The organism is Thalassospira sp. UBA1131 (genome assembly GCF_002311515.1).
In the GTDB taxonomy this organism is placed as follows: Bacteria; Pseudomonadota; Alphaproteobacteria; order Rhodospirillales; family Thalassospiraceae; genus Thalassospira.
In genome coordinates this window covers 17,768-40,522 of record NZ_DCAO01000107.1, presented here as the reverse complement: position 1 = coordinate 40,522, position 22,755 = coordinate 17,768, and the positions used below count along the sequence as shown (strand labels likewise).

The 22,755-nt window shown below is 54.5% G+C and carries 18 protein-coding genes; 4 read left to right on the top strand and 14 right to left on the bottom strand.

Annotation, left to right across the window (positions count from 1 at the left end):
- Positions 1 to 137: 137 nt before the first annotated feature.
- From B3Z49_RS17695 to B3Z49_RS17680, 4 genes are all read right to left on the bottom strand, one after another.
- Positions 138 to 623 (bottom strand): hypothetical protein, encoded by a 486-nt coding sequence (locus tag B3Z49_RS17695; RefSeq protein ID WP_296993252.1) that lies wholly within the window; start codon positions 621 to 623, stop codon positions 138 to 140.
- Positions 624 to 861: 238 nt separating this feature from the next.
- Positions 862 to 1,734, bottom strand: a complete 873-nt coding sequence (locus B3Z49_RS17690; RefSeq protein ID WP_296993250.1) for a LysR family transcriptional regulator — start codon at positions 1,732 to 1,734, stop codon at positions 862 to 864.
- Positions 1,735 to 2,028: 294 nt separating this feature from the next.
- Positions 2,029 to 3,843: an alpha-amylase family glycosyl hydrolase gene (locus B3Z49_RS17685; protein WP_296993248.1), complete on the bottom strand. Its 1,815-nt coding sequence runs from the start codon at positions 3,841 to 3,843 to the stop codon at positions 2,029 to 2,031.
- Between the two features lie 166 nt (positions 3,844 to 4,009).
- Positions 4,010 to 5,737: a thiamine pyrophosphate-requiring protein gene (locus B3Z49_RS17680; protein WP_296993246.1), complete on the bottom strand. Its 1,728-nt coding sequence runs from the start codon at positions 5,735 to 5,737 to the stop codon at positions 4,010 to 4,012.
- 398 nt (positions 5,738 to 6,135) lie between these two features.
- Between B3Z49_RS17680 and B3Z49_RS17675 the strand changes: the two genes are divergently transcribed.
- Positions 6,136 to 6,897 (top strand): IclR family transcriptional regulator, encoded by a 762-nt coding sequence (locus B3Z49_RS17675; protein ID WP_296993244.1) that lies wholly within the window; start codon positions 6,136 to 6,138, stop codon positions 6,895 to 6,897.
- Here the strand turns inward: B3Z49_RS17675 and B3Z49_RS17670 are convergent.
- Entirely contained in the window at positions 6,882 to 7,898 is a 1,017-nt protein-coding gene (locus tag B3Z49_RS17670) for an AraC family transcriptional regulator (RefSeq protein WP_296993242.1), read from the bottom strand. The two genes, B3Z49_RS17675 and B3Z49_RS17670, sit on opposite strands and share 16 nt — an antisense overlap.
- 107 nt (positions 7,899 to 8,005) lie before the next feature.
- On the opposite strand from B3Z49_RS17670, the gene B3Z49_RS17665 reads away from it, so the two are divergent.
- Positions 8,006 to 9,223: an MFS transporter gene (locus tag B3Z49_RS17665; protein ID WP_296993240.1), complete on the top strand. Its 1,218-nt coding sequence runs from the start codon at positions 8,006 to 8,008 to the stop codon at positions 9,221 to 9,223.
- 224 nt (positions 9,224 to 9,447) lie between these two features.
- On the opposite strand, the gene B3Z49_RS17660 is transcribed toward B3Z49_RS17665, so the two are convergent.
- The 4 genes from B3Z49_RS17660 to B3Z49_RS17645 all read right to left on the bottom strand — a co-directional run bounded on the left by B3Z49_RS17660 (position 9,448) and on the right by B3Z49_RS17645 (position 14,736).
- Positions 9,448 to 10,872, bottom strand: coding sequence for a UvrD-helicase domain-containing protein (locus B3Z49_RS17660; RefSeq protein WP_296993238.1), 1,425 nt, complete (start codon positions 10,870 to 10,872; stop codon positions 9,448 to 9,450).
- 2 nt (positions 10,873 to 10,874) lie between these two features.
- Positions 10,875 to 12,731, bottom strand: coding sequence for an ATP-dependent nuclease (locus tag B3Z49_RS17655; protein ID WP_296993256.1), 1,857 nt, complete (start codon positions 12,729 to 12,731; stop codon positions 10,875 to 10,877).
- Positions 12,732 to 12,892: 161 nt separating this feature from the next.
- On the bottom strand, positions 12,893 to 13,882 hold the full coding sequence (gene araD1 / locus B3Z49_RS17650) for an AraD1 family protein (protein WP_286791152.1): 990 nt from the start codon (positions 13,880 to 13,882) through the stop codon (positions 12,893 to 12,895).
- A gap of 80 nt (positions 13,883 to 13,962) precedes the next feature.
- Positions 13,963 to 14,736, bottom strand: a complete 774-nt coding sequence (locus B3Z49_RS17645) for an SDR family NAD(P)-dependent oxidoreductase (RefSeq protein ID WP_287446388.1) — start codon at positions 14,734 to 14,736, stop codon at positions 13,963 to 13,965.
- 534 nt (positions 14,737 to 15,270) lie between these two features.
- Here B3Z49_RS17645 and B3Z49_RS17640 point away from each other — a divergent pair.
- Positions 15,271 to 16,020, top strand: coding sequence for a FadR/GntR family transcriptional regulator (locus tag B3Z49_RS17640; protein WP_245228041.1), 750 nt, complete (start codon positions 15,271 to 15,273; stop codon positions 16,018 to 16,020).
- A 279-nt stretch (positions 16,021 to 16,299) separates the two neighbouring features.
- On the opposite strand, the gene yjfF is transcribed toward B3Z49_RS17640, so the two are convergent.
- The 4 genes from yjfF to B3Z49_RS17620 form a co-directional block, all read right to left on the bottom strand.
- Complete coding sequence (gene yjfF, locus B3Z49_RS17635) at positions 16,300 to 17,277, bottom strand: galactofuranose ABC transporter, permease protein YjfF (RefSeq protein ID WP_083952797.1); 978 nt, start codon at positions 17,275 to 17,277, stop codon at positions 16,300 to 16,302.
- Positions 17,267 to 18,283, bottom strand: a complete 1,017-nt coding sequence (locus tag B3Z49_RS17630; RefSeq protein ID WP_040824631.1) for an ABC transporter permease — start codon at positions 18,281 to 18,283, stop codon at positions 17,267 to 17,269. The genes yjfF and B3Z49_RS17630 overlap by 11 nt, the downstream gene beginning before the upstream one ends.
- 41 nt (positions 18,284 to 18,324) lie before the next feature.
- Complete coding sequence (locus tag B3Z49_RS17625; protein WP_296993231.1) at positions 18,325 to 19,821, bottom strand: sugar ABC transporter ATP-binding protein; 1,497 nt, start codon at positions 19,819 to 19,821, stop codon at positions 18,325 to 18,327.
- Positions 19,822 to 19,966: 145 nt separating this feature from the next.
- A complete protein-coding gene (locus B3Z49_RS17620; RefSeq protein ID WP_286791151.1) occupies positions 19,967 to 20,917 on the bottom strand; it encodes an ABC transporter substrate-binding protein in 951 nt (316 codons plus the stop codon).
- Between the two features lie 162 nt (positions 20,918 to 21,079).
- Here B3Z49_RS17620 and B3Z49_RS17615 point away from each other — a divergent pair, with 162 nt between their 5' ends.
- Positions 21,080 to 22,129, top strand: coding sequence for an aldose epimerase family protein (locus B3Z49_RS17615; RefSeq protein ID WP_414716268.1), 1,050 nt, complete (start codon positions 21,080 to 21,082; stop codon positions 22,127 to 22,129).
- Between the two features lie 38 nt (positions 22,130 to 22,167).
- Here B3Z49_RS17615 and B3Z49_RS17610 read toward each other — a convergent pair.
- A partial coding sequence (locus B3Z49_RS17610; protein ID WP_296993228.1) for a gamma-glutamyltransferase occupies positions 22,168 to 22,755 on the bottom strand: 588 nt, incomplete at its 5' end.

The window sequence follows — 22,755 nt, the reverse complement described above, 5'->3', positions numbered from 1 at the left end:
TTCCTTTTCACCACCAAGCTTTGCCATACCATTCCCAGTCACAATGACATCGAATGCATGCATCCAGACATGCATTGGACCCGTCGTCCCTTTCTTTATCCACGTGGGGCGCGGCACCATGCGAAACAAGCACGTCGTTAGTCCGGTTCGCTTTGCCCGCGATAGAGAAAATGGGTGACAAAGACCTGCTTGATCACCTTGCCAGCCCGGTCGGTGGTCTGGACCGGCAACATCACGCGCAGCCATTCCTCCCAGACCATGCGTTCATGGCCGACGCGATGAAAGGCGGGCTTTCCGGTATCAATCACTTCCAGAAGTGTTGGATACACCGTGGTGCCGAAATCGAGATCAATCTGGCGCGGCGAGCACCCCTGATAACATTCCCCACTGGCGGCAATAATATTGGGTGCATCAATACGGATTATGAAATCACGTTTTTCGGGAAGGAATTCATAGATGCAGATGTCATCAATCCATTGCGACAGAACATCTGCATTCAAGCGTTTGCGGTCAGGAATTTGCCCGTTACGTGCCGCATCCCACCAGATTTCCACATATGCCCGGACGCGGTAGTCCGTATCATCGGGTAAATGAAGAACCCGAACTTCCTGCGCATAAGCCATTGCGCGCCATGCCCCTTGATCTCCCTTAATCCGGGCCACGAATACAGGAAAGACATATCGCCGTGCAATAGCGATTCACCATCCCGCCCTCAACCGAAAATCAAATGATTATAAGCAGCACCACAAGGTACGGAAAATCCGCAATTTGATAAATCCACCCACCGCCAAATGATGATCGAAAGCCTTCGTAACTATGAAGGTGGGAGCGTATTTCGCCGTCCATATGACGATGATAACGTTATGTGGTCGGCGAACGTTGCCCGGCAAAAAGCTTTGCATGTGATTTCAACAGTCTGGTTACCCGATCCACAACACGTCGGATACTGCTGATGTTCCGGTCATCGTCGTTGGCCACAATCCATTGACCATGCCGAAGATCTGCAATCTCGCCTCCAACGCGTTCAAGCTGAGGCTCAGTATCTCCGACGAAACACGGTAAGACAGCATTCCCAGCGCCGGACAGAAGAAGGTCCAGAATGTCCCGCGCCCGATCAACAGTGACCCGTAATTGATCACGATGATGTCGGTGCGGCCAAATAAGGTATGGCGACACCGCTACCTGTTCGTTTACTGCAATCCACCGATCATAATTGGTCACGGGCATATTTCTCAGTCGGTAGGCACAGTAGGCTACCTCACCGGTTTTGATACTCGCCAAGTTCCGCTCCGTTGGTTCGACAGCCCGAATACCAACGTCGTTTTCTCTGTGCAGAAGTTTGGCGCGCTCTTCGGAAATGTGCATTTCAATTGAAAACGGGTCCTGTGCTGCCGAAATTTTGGAAAAATTCTGCGCCAGAAGCCGCCCTACCCAGCTACCCGCCGCAAGGCGCACGGTCCCAAGCCCGTCGGCCTTTCCAAACCATTCATCCAAACGACGAGAAGCGCCTTCCATTTCAAGAAGTTCCGTAAACAAGCTTTGACCATCAACAGTCAATTCGTAGCCGGTTGGACTTCGCACAAACAGGTGCCGTCCGACGGCTTGTTCAAGCTTCAGGATATGACGCCCTAGCGTTGCAGGACTTGTCTCCAATTGCTCCGCAGCGGCCGATAGCCCGCCGTGACGCGCAACTGCCATGAACAACTGGTACGCAGTCCAATCAACGTTTTTCATTTTTGAAAATACACACCCATGTTTAGAGCTTCATTTTTCACTGTAGCACATGCGAAACGTTGCTGATCGTTTTAAATGAGGAGAGGCAGGTTGGATCAGAAGCCATCGTTCATTCAGCTACTCGGTCAGCAGCACACGATCTTCAAACCACAATCGAAATGTGCGCAAAGCAAACAAGACACACCGAACCACCCCAAGCAAAGCCCGAGTGTTCAATCGCCGCAAAGGCGCCGCCGAAAGCTGACTTTGATGCTTGCGAAGTTGTGGACTTTCCGGTTTTTGCGATAGGGTTTCCTAAACCGGCATCGCATCCCGATAGCGTTGCAGCAGGCGGCTTTCGGTGCGGTTGCGACCGTCCATGTTGGAAATCCAGACGATCTGGTAGGGTGCGAGCTTCATCACGCCGTTATAGTCTTCTACGACCTGTTGTGTGATCAGGTCCTGCCAACCTTCGGTCATGATCAGGTTGATCTTTGAAAGATCAAGGTCCTGCGGCTTTTCAGTCAGGTTAAACACACAGAAAATGCTTTGTTCATTGAGGTGCGATTGCCGCCAGACGCCCAGAAGTTCCGAGCCGAGATTAAGCGTATATTGCGTGGCATTCGGGTGGAAGGCCGGCTGTCCCTGACGGATCGACATCAGCGCGCGCAACTGATCAAAGGCCGAGCGCGCCACACCCTCGCGTGACAGCGTTTCCTCGGCATCATCAAGCTTCCAGATTTTCCGGTTCAGACGCCTTGGAATACCGGTTTCCTCATAAGCCTTCTGATCGTTTTCGGTCGCCAGAATGGTCTGAATATAGATCGCCGGAATACCTTCAAGCGACATGGCAATCGCCTGGCTCATCACAAAGCGCTCAAGCCCCATGGTGGCTTCACCGGCGAAGTTTTGTGCCAGCATGCTAAACAGCGTGACATTCAACTCATAGGGCTTCTGCCCGCCACCCTTGAGTGCGCGGTAACTGACCTGCCCGCCCATCTTGACCGCATGATCGCGCAGGCCTTCGATATCTTCATCCGGAATGAGGTTCTCGGCCGGGCGCAGGCCAATACCATCGTGGCTGGCGGTAAAGTTAAAGAAGGTACAGCCCGCCGGGGCCGGTGGCATTGCCATGATGCATTTGCGGATAAAATCGCTTCGTCCACTGAGCAACGCATGAATGATCACCGGCGGCAGCGAGAAGTTATAAATCAGGTGCGCTTCGTCCTGATTGCCAAAATAGGACAGGTTTTCGAGCAGCGGCAGGTTGGTTTCGGTAATGAACAACACATCGGGATGCACCGCATTACACGCCAGACGCATCGCCTTGATCAGTTTGTGGGTCTGATCCAGGTTGATCGAGGTCGTGCCGACTTCCTTCCAGATAAAGCCGATGGCATCCAACCGAACCACGCGCACGCCGTGTTTGAGGTAGTTCAGAACCACCCGGAGCATCTCAAAGAATACGTCCGGATTGCCGTAATCCAGATCGACCTGGTCATAGCTAAAGGTGCACCAGACCTGCTTCTCACCCTGCTTGGTGACCACATGGTTGAGCAACGCATGACTGCGCGGGCGGACGACATCGGAAAGGTCATCTTCAAGATTTGCGGTCTTGATGTAATCAATGCCGGGCTTTTCGCCTGCCAGAAACTGCTGATACCACGGGTGGGATGCCGAAATATGGTTGGCCACCAGATCGGCCATAACTGTGGCGTGCTGTGACAGTTCCTCGACATCGCTCCAGTCGCCGAGTTCCGGGCGGAGCATGTCAAAGTCGCTAACCGAAAAGCCGTCATCGGAAGTGAAGGGATGGAACGGCAGGATATGAATCCCCGTCAGCCAGTCTTTCAGCCATTTGCGATGAAATTCGCCAAGGCTTTGCAGCCCCTTTTTGCCGTCCTGCTGGATGCTGTCGCCATAGGTGATCAGAAACGCATCGCGCTGATCCCATTTGCGCAAATATTCCTCGCAGGGTTCGGGCCCGTCGCCCTCAATCGGCAGACCAAGAACTTCAAAAACCCGACGCACCAATTCCGCTTGATCGTGCCCGGGATACACATCCGCAAGGAGGTTGCGCATCGCGCTTGCAAACGCGATACGTCCCGATGTTCCAACGACACGATCCATAATGGTTCCTTCCGGGTAGGCAATTCAAATGATTAGCGTTATGAAATAATGAAAATGCCTGCGATGCAAGCAGGCATTTTGCGATGCCACAATACAGTGCATCTGATCAAAACGATGACGCCCGACAATATGCCGGGTGCCAATCATTAATGACATAAGCAGTCGCTTAAGGCGCAATCGTTACCTCAACAAACGCATGGGTGCGTTTGGTGTCGATATACTTGATGGCATCGCGCAGGATACCGGGCAGGTCTTCGGCGCGTTTGGCCTTGGCAACCCAGGCGCGGCTGGCCTCGGCGACCTTGGTGAAATCGGGGCTGGGCTTAAGGGCGGTCAGCGGCATTTCGTTGGTTTTGGCCGCATAACCATCGGGATACATCCCCGTCACGGACTGTCGCACCGCCCCCCATTCATTGTTATTAAGCACCAAAATCAGGATCGGAAGCTCCAACGCCTCGGCAATCTGATGACACGCCGTCGGGTTGGCAAACATATAGGATCCATCCCCCATGGTCGCGACGACCAGTTTATTCTTGTCGGCCAACTGATAGCCCATCGATGCCGGGAAGGACCAACCAAGCCCGCCGGAATGCGGTTCCTGATACCAGCTGCTATGTTCCGAAAGCGACAAAGGCTCCAACGGGCAGCCAAGCTCCGAGAACACCGTCGCCGCCCGGCCCGAAATCGCATCGGACAGACAGCGCGAGACATAGGCCTTGGTCATCGGATCCACCGCCCCGGCATCGGCCGCCGCCAATGCCTTTTTACGGATTTCGGCATTGATGGTGGCAACCTTGGCCCGACGATCTTGGCAAACAGATTTATGGTCGTCATGACGATGATCCATGGCATCCGCCAGCATCATGATCACGTCGCCGGTTTCACCAACCAGCGAGATATCGGCAGCAAAGTTACGCCCCGGGAAGCGCGAATAAAGCGGGTTCTGACCGATCTGAATGACCTTGCAGTCACCCGGCAAATCATGGATATCGGGCGACCAGGGGGCAAGGCAATCAATCACCACCACCGCATCGGCATCCTTAAGCCACGGTGCCGGATCCATCCCGGCAAACATCGGATGTTCGGTACCAATCGCAAGCTGGATCGCCCAGTATTGCACCACCGGAATGCCCCACTGATCCACCAGATCACCAAAACGCCCGAATGCCTCGACTGTGCCCGTGCCACGCTGGGCAATCACCACCGGGTTTTTGGCATTGGCCAGAATGTCGGCTGCCTGTTCTACCACGGCCTGTGGCGGGGCGACCGGAACCGGCTGCATGCGAAGCGGTCCTTCGATCTGATCACTCGGGCACGGTTTGCACAAAACTTCGCGCGGCAGGCTGACATAGGTCGGGCCCTTGGGCACGGATGATGCAATGGCGTAGGCACGGTCGACAACATCCGGCACCTGTTCGGGGAATTTAAGCTCATATTCCCATTTCGTGCTTTCACGCACCAGCGCTGCCTGATCGCGCATTTCCTGGCCCCAGCCAATCGGCACGGTGCGCGCACCCAGACGTCCCTTTTCCATCACCGGTGTTCGGCCCGACATCAAAACAACCGGCACATGTTCGGTTGCGGCATTGATCGCACCAATCGCGCAGTTGGCAAGGCCGACATTGGTGTGCGCCATCACGGCCTGCGTCTTGCCCGTCGCAAGGTAATAGCCGTGCGCCATCCCCATCGCCGCATTTTCGTGCGGCATGATCAGCGCGTGCGGCAGGTCGATATCCTTTGCTGCCGCCTCGGCCAGCCCTTCGATGATTGGCGGGAAATCGGTCCCGGAATTGGCAAAGATATAATCAATCCCGATGGCCTTCATGCGGGCCAGGACCGCCCCACCGGCGGTCAGGGTGAGTTGGCCGGGATTTTCCTGCTTATCGCTTGTCATCAGACGCCTCTTGCTTTCTGGGAGCGTGCTGCACTTAATCTGTACCATTTTGTTTGTTTTTGACGTGCCGTTTGGCAAGGCACAGCGTGCAGAGCGATGCGGCACATCGTTCAAACGCTGTAACGCTGCGAAACGCCGTCAAAAACAAACCCTGCGGGCCGGGACAGCCTTCCGCCTCGCAGCGTCAACGCCCTTGAACATAGCGCCGCTATGTTCTGCGAACCTTATCCTTGCCAGACAGAAGGCTGCCTCCGGCAAAATGGTACAGATTAAATGCAGCACACTCCTTTATTTCTTTATTTGAAATATGATTTATAATATAGTTTATTATTGAAATCCGGTGGTCGTCAAGACGGCACAGCGGCGCCCGATCTGTTTGCGTGGAGAAAAGCGATCCGATGACCAGCCAACTCAATGGTTCCGTGCTTAAGGCCTTTAAAATTCTTGATCTGTTTGCGGCGGGGCAAAACGAACTGACCGCCAAGGAAACGGCCGATGCGCTGGGCATCAACATGATCACCGCCCACCGGTTTCTGCACACGCTGGTGCATGCCGGGGCATTGCGGGTGACGTCACGCGGGGTTTTCAGGTTGGGGTATATGTTTGCCGATCTGGGGGATCGTGTTTTGCATGATGGCAACTTGCCAACCATCCTGCAGCCGATCCTTGATCAGCTGGCGCGCGATACCGGGGAGGCCTGCATGGCAACCGAATTTGATCGCGACGCAGCGGTGTGCATCGCCAAGGCCCTGCCCGACCGGGCGCTTTATGTCGATATCCGGATTGGATCGCGCCTTGATGCCTTTTGCACAGCACATGGCAAACTGTGGCTTGCGCATCTGAGCCCCGATAATCAGGAACGCTACTTCAAAAATGCCCGCCTGACCGGCATGACGGATCACACCATCACCGATCTTGATGTGCTAAAGGTCGAACTTGCCACGATCCGCGATAAGGGCTTTTCCACCAATAATGGCGAGCGCGAAAAAGACATCTATGCCATCGCCGTGCCGATCCTGACCAAACATGGCAATATGATCTCGGCCTTTTCGGTGTTTGGTGCATCCCCGGCAACACTGGCGCAAAATCGCGAAGCCTTGCTGTCAAAGCTACAAGCCGCCGCAAAAAGCGCGCAGCACGTCCTTTACGGCGATGCGTAATCGATGTGGCGGATGGCACCGGGGGATTTCCCGGTTGTGCGCTTGAACGCGCGGCTGAATGCCGCGACGGAGGCATAGCCGAGACGATCCGCCACTTCATCCAGGGAAAGGTTTTCCCGCCCGATCCATTGGCTGGCCAGACGCATGCGCAAGTTGGTCAGATATTGCTGCGGCGTTGATTTCGTCAGCTCGACAAATCGTTCGGCAAAGACAGACCGCGACACCCCCATTTCCGATGCCATATCCGCAACCGACCAGCTCCGCCCCGGCTCCTTATGCAGGGCTGCCAGAACGCGCGCCAGCTTGGGATCACGGATCGCCTCCACCCAGCCACACACATCACATCCTGTCTCGACCCAGCGCCGAAGGATTGCTGCGGCCACCACGTCGGCAAGACGGGTCAGGATCACACCATATCCCGGCCGTTTGGCGCGAAGTTCTGCGGTCATCACATCAAGGATCGCCGGGATTTGCGGATCATGGTCCGGCACCGTTTCGATATGCATGATTTCGGGCTTAAGGTGCGCCAACGGATGCAGCCAGCCAAGATCAAATTCCATCGCACAGCTGAAAATCAGATTGTCCTTTGATCGGCACACATCGGCTTCGCAGGCGCGGATTTCCGATGCCGCATCACATAGCGGCGCCTTTTCAAACGCATCAATGCTGCGCATCGCAACGCCGTCCTGGCTGTAAAGATCGTGAATGCCCGCACAGGGCAACAACACCGCATCCCCGCAGCCCAGAACATGGGTCGCACCACTTTTGGTCCGCAGATGGACCGTGCCCTGCCCGATGAAATGAAACCAGGCGCGGCCATCGTCAATATCTTCGCCAAACCGCAAACCGAACGGGGCGGATATTTCAATGCGACGATAATCAAGGCCGCGCAACCGCACACCGGAAAGCAGTTCATTTACCATGTCATGACCGGCAGGATTGAACTGGCCTTCGATATGATCTGACGGGCTGTTTAGGGCTGCATTGGCAATAAGCGACATGACATTCCGGACGATTGATCAATGAATAAAGACAAACTGTCATAGATCGTCCGAACGGTCCAGACTATTTTGGGTGCAATGCAAAACATCAACTCAAAGGACTTCCCATGAGTGAACCTCAATCGCGCCCCGACCAAGCCGTGGATCAAACCACTGCGCCCGCACCTGCTGCTTGGGCTGCTGTGATTTCCATGACGCTTGGGGTATTCGGGCTGGTCACGGCCGAATTTTTGCCGGTCAGCCTGCTCACCCCGATGGCAGATGACCTGCGCATTACCGAAGGCATGGCAGGCCAAGCCATGTCCGCCACCGCCGTTATGGCCCTGATCACCAGCCTTCTGACCGCGACCGTGACCCGCAAGATCGACCGCCGCTATGTTCTGCTCGGCTTTTCGGTTCTTCTGATTGCCGCGAACATCATGATCGCACAGGCCCCGAACTATGCCATCCTTCTGGCTGGCCGGGTCTTGCTGGGCGTTGCCCTTGGTGGTTTCTGGACCATGTCGGCCGCCATCATCATGCGCCTTGTGCCGGAAAAGAACGTCCCGCGCGCCCTTGCCATCCTGTTTAGCGGCGTTTCCGCCGCCACCGTCTTTGCCGCCCCGCTCGGCAGTTATCTTGGCGATGTCATTGGCTGGCGCAATGTGTTTATGCTGGCGTCCCTTCTGGGCGTTCTTGCCCTTGTCGTGCAATTCGCAACGCTGCCCAAAATGCCGCCGCGCGGGCGTGCGACCTTGCGCACCTTGATCGAGGTCATCAACCGCCCGCGCATGAAATTCGGGCTGTTTTCACTGGTCCTGATCATTACCGGCCATTTCGCGCTGTTTACCTATGTCCGCCCGTTCCTTGAAAATGTCTCGGGTGTGACGACGGCGGGTGTCTCGGGCATTTTGCTGGGCTTTGGTGTCGCCAACTTTATCGGCACCTATGTTGGTGGCGCGCTGATTGCCCGCTCGCTGCGCATGACCATTGCGCTGATGCCGATGATCATGGGGCTGGCCGGGGTCGGCATGGTCGCCATTGATGGTGCGGTTGCCCCGACCACCGTGCTTGTTGCGATCTGGGGCATGGCCTTTGGCGGTGTGCCGGTCGCATGGTCGACCTGGATCACCCGCACTGTGCCTGATGAGGCCGAAAGCGGCGGCGGACTACTGGTCGCCGGTTTCCAGCTTGCCATTGCGACGGGTGCCGCAGTCGGCGGCCTTGTCTTTGACACCAGCGGCGCGCTTGGCGTCTTTACCATCGCCGGCTTCCTGCTTCTCGCCGCATCGATCATCGTCACCCTGGGCCTGCGAACCGCCCCTGTTCCCGCCGAACAGGGATAACAGCATCGCCCCAACCCCCACCGATGCCGCATCGGCCCAGCCCGCCCCGGCAGTGTCACCACTGCCGGGGCATTTCTTACCCTCGCGCAACCACCATAATCACCCCAAACGCACCAAAGGGCAGCGGAATCCCTCCGCTACCCTTATCTCGTTCCGGGAACCTGCAACCCACGAACGCCATCAAAGCCGTCATTCCCGCGCAGGCGGGAATCCAATTCCATACCTCATGGTAAGATTGGGGTTCGTGAGAAAACATGAACTGATCTAGCACCTCGCGAAAGTGCAACATAAAGATGCTCTCTCGACATCCTAGCGCCGGGGCGATCTGCGTCAAGAATGACAACATGGTCTGCTTCCAACCCTTTAAGCAAGAGTGTAGATCCCACTGCCTTTAGCGGAACACTCCGTCCCGCATGACGCTTCTGCTCTCGTAACGCTGCGATAGCCTCACCCAATTCCCTACGAGTTTTCACGGCAGACGATAGCGCTTCGACTAATATATTGAACGCGCTGTGACGATATACTCGCCTATTCGGATCACCAGCCATGAACTTTAAAAATGAGATTGCTTCCGCATACCCACCTCCATTCGCAACAGCGATTGCGGCTAATTCAGCTTCCGTTGCGGGAGCTCTCTGCCTGTTGTTTGCGATAGTTTCAATTCGGCCCAGCAAACGGTTCCCTTGTACATTAGTCATCACCTTGCTTAAAAATATGAGACATGTTGCCAACAACTCTTGGCCTACTTGTCCATTCATCTGGTTCGCGACTTCAACGATATCTTTAAAATCTACCGGTTCAACAACGCTTACCCCGTTTGCGCGGCTGGCATAGTTATGCCGTGATTGCGAGTGTATTGAGTCACCGATAAACAAAATGCTCTGATTTGGATTTCGCCGCGCAATATCGTACTGAACTCTAATCTGCTCACCGATCAAAGCATCTGTGTCACCTTCGATAAGGTGCCACACCACTCTGTTCCCACAGGTTCTGATATCAACTGGTTGCCCTCTTCTTAGAAGATCGCGTGCGCTTAATAGCCACACCCCAAGGTCATTCGCTCCCACATTATTCCACCTCCATGGTGTCGTGAGTCGCCCAATCTGAGGGAATGCAGTAACGACATGGTTATACCAGTCAGCTAAAGGATCATTTGCGTTCAATCCGAAAATTGCCTGCATCGGATCCCCAAAGACAACTGTCGGTATCGCATCTGCGATCCCAATGACAATCGAATGCTGGCTTAATGAACAGTCCTGATACTCGTCGACCAGCAAACGACCATATGTCGCGCGCAACTCGCGACATATATGACCGGATTGACAAAGATTAGCTACGGCGACTTGGATAGCCAAGTAATTGGGGACCGAGAACCGATCATGTCTGTAACCAGCACGTTCCGGAAACATCTCAATGATCCTCAGCGCCCAACCAGCGATCGTACTAAGTCGATAGTTATCCGCAGGCACTTTGCTCCGCCTTAAACGATGACGTAAAGCTGCCATGCCAGCGGTAGTATGCGTCAAAATTAGGGTGGGTTTCTGGGGTTTACCAGCGACACAGGCCGCAATAAGTTCCGTTTTCCCGCATCCTGCCGGAGCTTCAACGTGCCCCCGTTGTGCCTGAAGAATGTCGTCGACCGCTACCATTGTTACTTAAACACGTTGTGTGGTGGTGGTGGCGGCGGCGGTGGCGGCGGCGGTGATATCCATCTCGAAATCGAACTTAACTGTCCGGCGAGCAAAGGACCGGTGTGACGCAAAACTGGCCCAACGACGTTACGAAATGCCTGTTCTGCTGGTTCTATATCTTTAAACCACCGTCCAGTATTTGCACATTCAGCCAATACAGGGCGCATTTCTTCGACAAAAAACGCCATACAGCTTTCAAGCGTGTACTGGTTATTACTCACATTCGTAATCCTGCGATTTACAGAATCCTTCGATTTCCAGTCGCATGCAATTTCAAGCAGTAGCGGAATTGAAGCAGCAGGCACCGATGCAAATAACGCTTGCTCAGTTGAATATCGCTCCGGCCAACGAAAAACACTTACGCCAGATTTATATAGGTTTTCATAGCTTTCTGGAGGGTAGTCTACGTCCGAATCCATAAACAATGCTGTTCGGTACCCCATACGCGCGAAGATATGTGCGCGTTCAAACATAGTAGAACCACCTCCATCCGCCCAATGGCACCCACGGGCGAGTATACTGATATAACCCATATCCTGATTGTGGAGGTCCAACCCGCGAAGAATTCCAATTTCCGTCTTGCCTTCACAAACAACAACACTAGGTGCAAGAAACGCCTCAGCGCAAACACGAAGTGTTTTCTGCGCTTCCAATTCCTTACCAAGAGGAGTTATCCAGTTTTGGGTGATCTTATTGCCTGCGGGCGCTTGCAACTCATCAATACCATTAGTCGCAGGCACAAACTGTCTATTTACACCAACCTTAAAAAGCTGAACCGAAGACAATTCCCTAAGGACAATTGGTGAATGTGTTGTCAGAAAAACTTGCTGACTTTCATCATTGCGCTTCGCCCCCAATGAATCCAAGAGTCGAACAATACGGTAAGGTTCAAGCCCAAACTCTACCTCGTCGACTATAAAGACAGATGACACCCCAACCTCTTTCTGAAGGCCGGTCACGAGCAACCGCGCAGAACCCGAGCCAAGATTCTTCAGTGGAACTTGATCTTGGTCATGTAGCGAAATAGCCCCGCCCGACAGCATCACTCCTTTTACGTCGAGTAATGCTTTTATTTCGTCAACACGGATACCCATGTTGTTTGAAATGCGCTTGGATGCATCAAGGATAGTTTCAACACCCTCGCAACCCTTATCAGCAAATGCTTGTCTTGCCTGTCTTGAAGCTGATGCTAGAGCGGCTGCCGCTTGCGTTACATCCTCCGACAACTTACCGAGGACTGACCTCGGACCAAGTGCCAAATGATGGCCAGCTACAGTACCAAGACGAACCGGAGCAATCTTTTGCCGGTGGTTCCATTGTAAGTTTTTTTCTCGATCCTCGGCCGCTGGCCCAGGGGAAAACAGAAGCCATTGCGGTTCTAAATCTTCTCGAACAATCAACCGAAGTGTGAGAACAGTTTCCAACGCAACACCTGTTTCATCGTTCAGCGTCATCGTTGCCGCGTCCCAACCTCTGAAAAAGTGCCCATAAATTTCAAGGTTAAGCAATTCATCGTCCAAGTGCCCTAGAGTAACATCTATGACTATCGGCTCAGCGAAGTTGCAAAGATGAAAGTCGGCGTCTGTGAATGTAAAATTCCGCCTACTGCCAAGACACAAATCAATAGCATCAAGTATTGTGGACTTCCCTGAATCTCCCGGCCCGATCAAGCAGTTTATGCCGGGGTTAGGCCACCATTTCAAAGAAGAGATTCCACGAAAATTGTGAATTTCCACCTCACGTATTACGGGCAATACTCGTTCCTCCTTGATTGAACACCTTTTTGACCTGAAACAAGGGGAAGACTTACTACCCATAAAATCAGAGGCCTTCGAATGGTACTTTAGCAGAACACAAACAACCACCAAACCACAACCTGAGATTAAAAAAGAAAACCCCGGCACATTTAAGCACCGGGGCAAGTCGTGTCGTTTGGAGGTAGACAGGGTTTTTGGCCCTTGGGAGTCTCAGAAAGACATCAGATCGCCTTGACGGTCACCGGGCGCTCTGCCTGAACCATCAGGCGGTTGCGGATCGGGCGACCAAATAGCGGCGATTCAATTTCGAATTCATCACCGTCCTGGGTGGTGACACCATCAGCAAAGCTGAGCGTTGCGGTGCCAAAGAAATGCGCATGCACATCGCCCGGGCGGCGGAACAGATCATACTTGAAATGGTGATATTCAAGGTTGGCGATGGAATGCGACATATTGTCTTCGCCACTGACAAACTGCTTTTCCCAGATCACCTTGCCATCACGATACAGGCGCGAGGTGCCCTCGACATGGCTTGGCAGATCGCCCAGCAACAATTCCGGGCCCATCGCGCAATGGCGCAGCTTTGAATGCGCCAGATACAGGTAATTCTGACGTTCCATCACATGGTCGGAAAACTCGTTACCGATGGCAAAGCCGATGCGCACCGGGGTGCCATCATGGTCAATGACATAGACCGCGGCGATTTCCGGTTCCTCACTGCCATCAAGGGCAAAGGACGGGCTTGGGATATCCGCCCCCGGATTGGCAACGATGGAGCCATCGCCCTTATAGAACCATTCCGGCTGCACACCGTGTTCGCCAGCCTTGGGCTTGCCGCCCTCAACCCCCATGCGGAACATCTTCATGGAATCGGTTTCGTTGGCGTCCTTGTTATCGGCCTTGTGCATGTTCGCACGCGCCGATGCGGAGCCCAGATGCGTAAGCCCGGTTCCCGTCACAAGGAAATGCGCCGGATCAACATGGGTAATCGGCGGCAAAAGGCGGCCATCACGGGCAACTTCGTTATAGTCGACAGTGGTGTCGCCCATACGAATTTTTGCCTTTTCGATCATCGTCATGCCCTTGGCAAGGGCGATGGTCGCAAGTTCACGGGTGGTGGAAACGCCCTTAAGCGGGATCAGGGTATTTTGATCTTCGACCACGGCCACATGTTGCGCGCCGGCGGTGTCCTTGAATTGAACCAGTCTCATGAATTCTGTCCTGAACGGTCTTGGATATATGTCGGAATACGGGGATGCTAATGTGGTTATACGATGTGGCGATACGGGCCTTAGACCCAGCCGCCATCAACGATAAAGTTCTGGGCGGTGACCATGCGGGCCTCGTCCGAGATCAAAAACAGCGCCATGCGGGCAATGTCATCGGGCATCACCTTGTTTTTAAGGCACTGGCGCTCATCGATTTCACGTTCGGCGGCTTCATCGACCCAAAGGTCAAGCTGGCGCTGGGTCATGACCCAACCGGGCACAAGCGTATTGACGCGGATGTGATCCTTGCCAAGATCGCGCGCCATACCACGCGTCAGACCATGGGTTGCGGCCTTTGCCGTCGTGTAGCCGGGCATACCGCCCTGCCCCATCATCCAGCTGACCGATCCGAAATTGATGATCGCACCGCCGCCGGCCTTTTGCATCATCGGCGCGACTGCCTGAATGGCAAAGAAGGAAGGGCGAATATTGATTGCCTGGCGCTCATCCCAGTATTCCGGGGTGACGTCCTGCCATTTATGGCGGGTATCGTTCGCTGCATTGTTCATCAACCCGGTGATCGGGCCATTGATCTCGGCCGCCTTGGCAACGGCTGCCTGCAAGGCGGCAATATCGGTCAGATCGCATTTGATAAAGACGGGCGAATTTCGCGCATCTTTCGAAAGCTTTTCGACAAGTGCGTTACCGGCATCTTCCATGATATCGACAAAGGCGACTTTTGCCCCCTGTTCGACAAAGGCGGTCACAATCGCCTCGCCAATACCCGATGCCCCACCGGTGATGAATACCGATTTGTCTTCTAGGCTTGTGTAGTGTGTCGGCATGCGATCAGACATGATCGTTTCATCTCCCGTCGTGCGTTTTGTTTTCAGATGTCAGACGTCGGATTCCCCTGACGCCAAACACGATTCTAGGCCAAAATTGACAGAAAGTGCATCCATCAAGCTATGTGCGGCGCAACAGGAGAAAAATTCCTGACGCCAACATCATGCTACGCCGACAAGCCCCCTTCAGACCAGACGAATGGTCCGGGCACGTTCCCGTGCGCGGCTGCGTGATGCTTCCTCCTGATAATCTTGTTTTTTATTCTTCATACAATAACATTAATGATCAGGATATCCGGGCCTGTCAAGCGTCAAACCATGCAGTCTTTTCTTTCATTATCTGAAAGCTTGTTTATAAGTTCATGACATAAGCAAATACGTAACAGCCATCGTGACGCACCCCTGAAATAATTATATGCTATGCAGCACAAGGCGTTGACGGCACCAGATAAGTTGCCCTGAAAATTAATTCATATTATATGAATAATGACAAAGCGGGCCTTTTGCCTATTTGCTTTTCAATCAGGGCCACGCCGGAGGGAATATATGTCGTCTACCATGTCGAGAACTTACGCCAAACGCAGTCTGCACAGCATTGTTGCCCACGATCTTGGCGCACGCATTGTTTCGGGCAAGCTGCGGCCTGGCGATGTCCTGCCGACAGAGGCGGCCTTAAGTGAATCCCTTGATGTTTCGCGCACAGCGCTTCGTGAAGCCATCAAAATCCTTTCGGCCAAGGGGCTGATTGAAAGTCGGCCTAAAACCGGCACCCGGGTCAAGCCGCGCTCAAGCTGGAACCTGCTGGATCCTGATGTCCTGTCCTGGCACTTCCCGGACCCGGACCCGGCATTTCTCTATAGCCTGCTTGAAACCCGCCTGATCATCGAGCCCAACACCGCCGCCATGGCCGCTGTCCGCGCCACGCCAGAACAAATCAAGCATCTTGAAACCGCCTATTTCGAAATGGAAAAGGCCGAACCCGGCACCGAGGCGGTCTATATTACCGACCTTGTGTTCCATCAGGGTATTCTGGATGCGTCGGGCAACGATTTCATGAAGTCGTTCGGCATGTTGATCGAAACCGCCCTGATCGGTTCTTTCCGCCTGTCATCGGGCGGGCCAAAGGCGCATGTCAAGTCGCTGCCTGATCACCACGCGGTCTATGCCGCCATCAGCCAACGCGATCCCGAAGAGGCGCGCAGCAAAATGCACGGCCTGCTGCGCCGGACCATGCGCGAACTGCGCAAGGAACTCGGCATGTCGGTTGAACATGACTGGGATCAGATCGGCCTGTAATCGATGCCGATGGGGCGGATCAAAACGATCACCGCCCCCATTCCTCATACTATTTGAATTTGCCCCCAAAACGCCGGGTAGCGCATTTGGCGCAGACAGGGCTTATTATTCACCAAAAATGAATAATGCGGCTGATTGACCAATTTTTTTGTCAAAAGTTTTGCCCCCGCGCCGGTGCCTGATTGCACGATCAAAACGACCCATGTAAGGGAACAGAAAAAACGCCCTGCTTATTCAAACAGGGCGTTTTGAAGGAAGGTATTTTGATCGCCGGACGCTTTATGTCGCCCCGGCCCGCATGCCCGAGAAGGAACGCGTGATCAGGCGTTGCAAGACGATAAAGCCAAACAGAAGCGCCCCGATCATGATCTTGGTCCACCAGCTGTTCAGCGACCCGTCAAAGGCGATCAGGGTCTGGATAACCCCCATGATGATCCCGCCAAAGAACGTGCCGAGCACAAAACCCATTCCGCCGGTCAAAAGCGTTCCGCCAATCACCACGGCGGCAATGGCATCAAGCTCCACGCCCACGGCGGCCAGTGGATAGGCCGACGCGGTATAGAAGGCAAACACCACGCCCGAAAGCGCACTGAAAAAGCCCGACAGGGTGTAAACCCGGATGATGGTGCTGTGGACCGGAACACCCAGCAATTCTGCCGAATGCCGGTCCCCGCCAATCGCATAGACATTGCGTCCGAACCGCGTGAAGTGGGCAATCACCACCCCGCCGATAACGGTCGCCAGCATCAGGAGTGCCGATGCCGTCAACCAGCCACGCCCGGGCAACTGGATTTTAAACCCGCTGAATGCCGAGACAAACGGATGATCAATCGGAACGGAATCCAGATTGATCAGGAAGCACATGCCGCGCAGGAAGAACATCCCGGCAAGCGTGATGATAAAGGGCTGAATATCGAACTTGGCGATAATCACCCCCATAAACGCCCCGAATGCCGATCCGACAATCATCGCAACCACGGCCGCCGTCACCGGATGCATGCCAAAGCCGGTCACAAGTTCGGCCATCAGCACGCCGATAAAGGCAATCATTGACCCAACCGAAAGATCAATCCCGCCTGAGAGAATGACAAAGGTCATGCCAACGGCAGTAATGATCAAAAAGGCATTGTCGGTCAGAAGCGCGCCCAGAACATAGGTATCGGAAAAGGCGCGATGTTCAACAATCCCGTAGCCATACAGCAGTACGAGAACCGCAAGCGTGGCAAGGATCGGATAAAACCGTTCATTAATTTTCATCGGATTTCCCCCGCTTCATGCGTTCCATCGCCTGCCCCACCAGTTCGCGGGATTTTGGCGCCTGCACCAGCAGAACGACCATCACCACCGCCGCCTTGACGATCAGGGTGTATTGTGACGGAAGACCCGACAACAAGATGCCGGTGGTCAGCGCCTGAATGATCAGAACGCCAATCACGGTCATCGCAATAAAGAACCGACCGCCCATCAGCGACGCGCCGCCAATGACAACCGCCAGAATGGCATCTAGTTCAAGCCAAAGCCCGGCATTGTTGGCATCCGCCCCACGGATGTCGGCGGCAATGATGATCCCGGCAAAGGCCGAACACAGGCCCGATGCGGCATAGGCCATCAGCTTGATACCGCGCGCATCGATGCCCGCGACCCGGCTGGCGCGCGCATTGCCGCCAACCGATTCAACAAACAGACCAAGGGCGGTCTTGCGCATGATGAAATAGATCGCGGCAATCACGGCGGCGGCAATGATCACCCGCCACGGAATACCCAGCAGATAACCGCTGCCGATCCCTTCAAAGAATTCACCGTGGAAGGTCACGATCTGACCACCGGTGATCATCTGGGCAATCCCGCGACCGGCCACCATCAGGATCAGGGTGGCAATGATCGGCTGAATATCAAGGAAGGCAACAAGGATGCCGTTCCACAAACCGCACAAAATCCCGGCACCAAGGGCAGCCAGGATAATAACAGCCGGATGCAGATCGGTATCGCGGATCAGAACCGCCATCACCGCCCCCGAAATGGCAATGATCGAGCCCACCGACAGATCAATGCCGCGCGTGCCGATGACAATCGCCATGCCCACCGCAACAAGGGCGGTCGACGCCCCGCGATGGACAACATCGACAAGCGATCCGTAAAGATGGCCGTCAACAATGCGGATATTGAAGAAATCCGGTGAAATGATCCCGATCCCCAGCACGATCAGGATCAGTGCTGCGACCGGACCAAACCAGGGCCGACTTAACAAAGAAGATGCAGACATGGTGCTGCTTTCCCGTATTTTCTTTTTGTCTTTTAAACTGGTCATCGTGCAATCGCCTCGATGATGCTGTTCTGGGTGATGTCCGCGCCCACCAGTTCAGAAACCTTTTCACGATCGCGCATCACAGCCACGCGGTCGGCAAAGGCGACGATTTCTTCAAGCTCTGATGACGCGACCAGCAATGCCAGCCCCTCGTCACAGAGTTCCTTGATCAGTTTGATGATGTCGGCATGTGCGCCAACATCAATCCCGCGTGTCGGTTCATCAAGGATCAACAGGATCGGCTTGGACACCAGCCAGCGCGCCAGAATGACTTTTTGCTGATTGCCACCACTCAGTTGCCCGACGGGCTTTTCACTGTCGGGGGTGGCAATGCCCAATGCCTTGATCATGTCATCGGCAAATTTCTGTTGTTCGGCGCGCGGGATCGGACGCAGCCAACCACGCCGCCCCTGAAGGGCAAGCACGATGTTTTCACGCACACTCAGTTCGGCAACAATGCCGTCCTGTTTGCGGTCTTCGGGACACAGCCCGAAACCGGCCCGGATCGCATGGCGCGGGGAACGCAGCATAACCGGCTCCCCATCCAGAAACACAAGGCCGCTGTCGGCTTTTTGCGTTCCGAACACCAGTTCGGCAAGCTCTGTGCGGCCTGATCCCAAAAGACCTGCCAGACCGACGATCTCGCCAGCTTTCAGATCCAGTGAAACCGGCTCAAGCACGCGCTTTTTGCCCAAATTCTTGATCTGGATCTGGCGCGCCGGGCCGTCATAGCTGCCTTCGTCCTGATGGCGATGCGCGCTGACTTCGGCCAATTCACGACCGAGCATGTGATTGATCAGATCAATCTGGGCCAGTTCCTTGGTGACAAACGTGCCCACCAGGCGACCATTGCGCAGCACGGTAATACGGTCGGTTACCGCGTAAACCTGATCAAGGAAATGGGTGACAAAAACAATCCCCAGCCCCTTGTCGCGCAGCTCGCCCATAATCCGAAACAATGTTTTGATTTCTTCGCCGTCAAGCGATGCGGTCGGTTCATCAAGAATAAGAACCTTGGCATCAAGGGCCACGGCACGCGCAATTGCCACCAGTTGCTGGATCGCCACCGAATAGGAGCCCAGCGGCCGATTGACATCAATCTCAAGCCCCAGAATCTCAAGGGCGGTCTTGGCATCGGCCTCGGTCTTTTTCCATGAAATCAGCCCGAATTTGCGGGTCTGGCGTTCCAACATCAGGTTTTCTGCCACCGACAAGGTCGGCACCAGATTGACTTCCTGATAAACGGTGGAAATGCCGAGTTCCTGCGCATCGCCGGGATGCTGCGGATGGATTTCCTGTCCTTCGAGTGACACCGTACCGGCATCGCGCGGATGCACCCCGGTAATCACTTTGATCAGGGTCGATTTACCGGCCCCGTTTTCGCCCAGAAGGGCGTGAATTTCGCCGCGTTCAAGGTCAAAATCCACATCCTCCAGCGCCTTGACGCCGGGAAAGAACTTCCCCGCACCGCGCACTGAAAGCACTGTGTCTGACATATCCTGCCCCTCTCCCTAGTCTGTCTTTGAAGTCTTTTGCTGCGGATACAGCCGGACGCACCCCGGCAATCGCCGGAGCACGTCCGATGCAATGAGAAGCGTGCCTCAATCCCCCATGGGCAGAACCCATGGGGGAAGTCAGAGGTTATTTGCTACGCATTTTGTATTCTTCCGCAGCGGTATCTGGCAGATAGAGCGGGCCATTTGCCTTGATCCATTTCGGAACTTCTTCACCAGCCTTTGCCGCCTTGATCGCGTCAAAGGACGGGCCGCCCAGATGCGGGTTCAGTTCGATGGTGGCATTGGTGTCACCCTCGGCCATCGCCTTGAAGATATCTGGCACCGCATCGATGGATACGATCAGCATATCTTCACCCGGGTTCAAACCGGCTTCCTTAATGGCCTGAACGGCACCGAGTGCCATGTCATCATTGTGGGCATAAACCGCACAGATGTTGGCACCACCGTTTTCAGCTTTCAGGAAGCTTTCCATGACTTCCTTGCCGCCAGAGCGGGTGAAGTCACCGGACTGCGAACGGATGATGTTGATGGCCGGGAAGTTTGACACAACCGACTCAAAACCTTCCTTACGGTCGTTGGCGGCAGACGAACCAACAGTTCCCTGCAGTTCGACAACGTCGCAAACGCCATTGGTTTCAGCAGCCAGCCAAGCAGCGGCCAGTGCACCTTCGACCACGAAGTCCGACGCCACTTTGGTCAGATACAGGTCTTCACTTGCATCAACACCACGGTCAACGAGGACGACCGGAATGCCGGCGTCTTTTGCTTCTTTCAGAACCTGGTCCCAGCCGGTTTCAACGACCGGAGCCAGAAGAATGCCATCCACGCCCTGCGCGATGAAGGAACGGACTGCCTTGATCTGGTTTTCCTGTTTCTGCTGTGCATCGGAGAATTTCAGATCAATTCCACGACGTTCGGCTTCGGCCTTGATCGACGCCGTTTCAGACGTACGCCAGCCACTTTCCGAACCGATCTGCGAGAAACCGATCATCATTTCTGCATGTGCAGCAAACGACAGACCAAGTGCAACACCCATTGCGGCAGTAGAAACTGCCATCTTCTTAAAACTTACCACGATTTCCTCCCTAAGAGTGGCTTATTGCTTAAAAGCCATATAGTATTACAATATGATTTCTAAGCCCTCAACCATATAGTGCATCATCCTTTAGAGTGATCGCGCCAAGCGACATTAAAACTTGGCTAAACCAATAAAAATCAATATCTTGGCAAGAATCGAATGTCACAAACCATCGCGATACCAGACATGGCAAAACCCCACACCAACACACTTCAAAAGGGCGAAAATGCCCCCCGCGCTGCATTAGAGAGCTCTCAGATTCGCGTATTGGTTTCTGCGCTAGGCGCGCGCCTTTGCGGAGTATATTTGCGTGATCTGAAGGACGGATCGGAAACCAATATCGCGGTCAACCTTATCGATGATGCCGCCTATCTTGATCAGGATAGCTATATCGGGGCGGTGTGCGGGCGGTATGCCAATCGCATCGAAAAGTCGCGCTACAGGGATGAAAACGGGGATATCGTTGAGCTTGCCGCCAATGAAGGCGAACATCACCTGCATGGCGGACCGGACGGCTTTGACAGGCGGCTATGGACCATATCCGATCAAACAGAGCGCAGTGTTACGTTTAAGCTGACCTCGCCAGATGGCGATCAGGGATATCCGGGAAATCTGAGCGCATCAGCGACCTATTCACTGGTTGCGGACAATCGTCTGCGTCTTGAAATCACCGCGACCTGCGATCAGCCCTGCCCGGTCAACATGACAAGCCACGCCTATTGGAACCTGACGGGCACGTTTGATAAAACCGCCGGCGATCACGTCTTGCAAATCAACGCCAATCAATGGCTTCCGGTTGATGACAAACTGATCCCGACGGGCGAAATCCGCGACGTCATGGGGACCGGTTATGACTTCCGAAGCCCGGCCCGGATTTCCGATATGCTGCCGCACGCGTCCCAAGGCTTTGATCACAATTTCTGCTTGACCGGCCCACGCGGCGAGCTGCGCCAGATCGCCAACCTTTCAGATCCGACAAGCAAACGGTCGATCAAACTGTTTTCCACCGAGGCCGGTTTGCAATTCTACCTAGCACAGCATTTCAATGATGCGATGAAAACCGAAAACGATGTGCCGCTTCACACATCGGGCGGCATCGCCCTTGAACCGCAAACCTACCCCAACAGCCCCAACAATCCGGACTTCCCAAGCCCGTGGCTCAAACCCGGCGAGACGTATCGGCACGTGATTGAATGGGAGTTTTCCTAAAACAACAAAGCCCCGCATGTGCGGGGCTTTGATTTAGCCTAAAGTGCTGCAACCGCCCCATCCGCACGCGGATCGGTGGCCCCTTCCATCACGCCATTGGGCTTCAATCGAATGCCACCGGCATGGCCCATCATGTCCTCATAAGGGCCAACAACCTCGACCGTATGACCGGCTGATTTCAACTGTTCGATCAGGGCCGGGTCAAAGCGGTTTTCGAGTTTAAGCGTTGTCGTGTCTTCGCCCCATGTCTTGCCCAGCAACCAGCGCGGTGCCGTGATCGCTTCCTGAAGGTCCTGTCCATACATCACATTGCGGGTAAAGACGGCTGATTGGGTTTGTGGCTGCCCCTCGCCGCCCATGGTGCCATAGGTCAGCACCGATCCGTCATTAAGCTTTGCCAAGGCGGGGTTGAGCGTATGGAACGGCAGGCGGCCCGGGCCGAGTTGATTGGGGCCATCATGGAGCGTGAAGCTGGCACCGCGGTTTTGCCACAGAACGCCGGTTTCGGGCACGACGACACCCGATCCGAATTCCCAGAAGATGCTTTGGATATAGCTGACGGCAACACCAGTGGCATCAACCGCCCCCATCCAGATCGTATCGCCCGGCTTGGCGACATGCGGCCA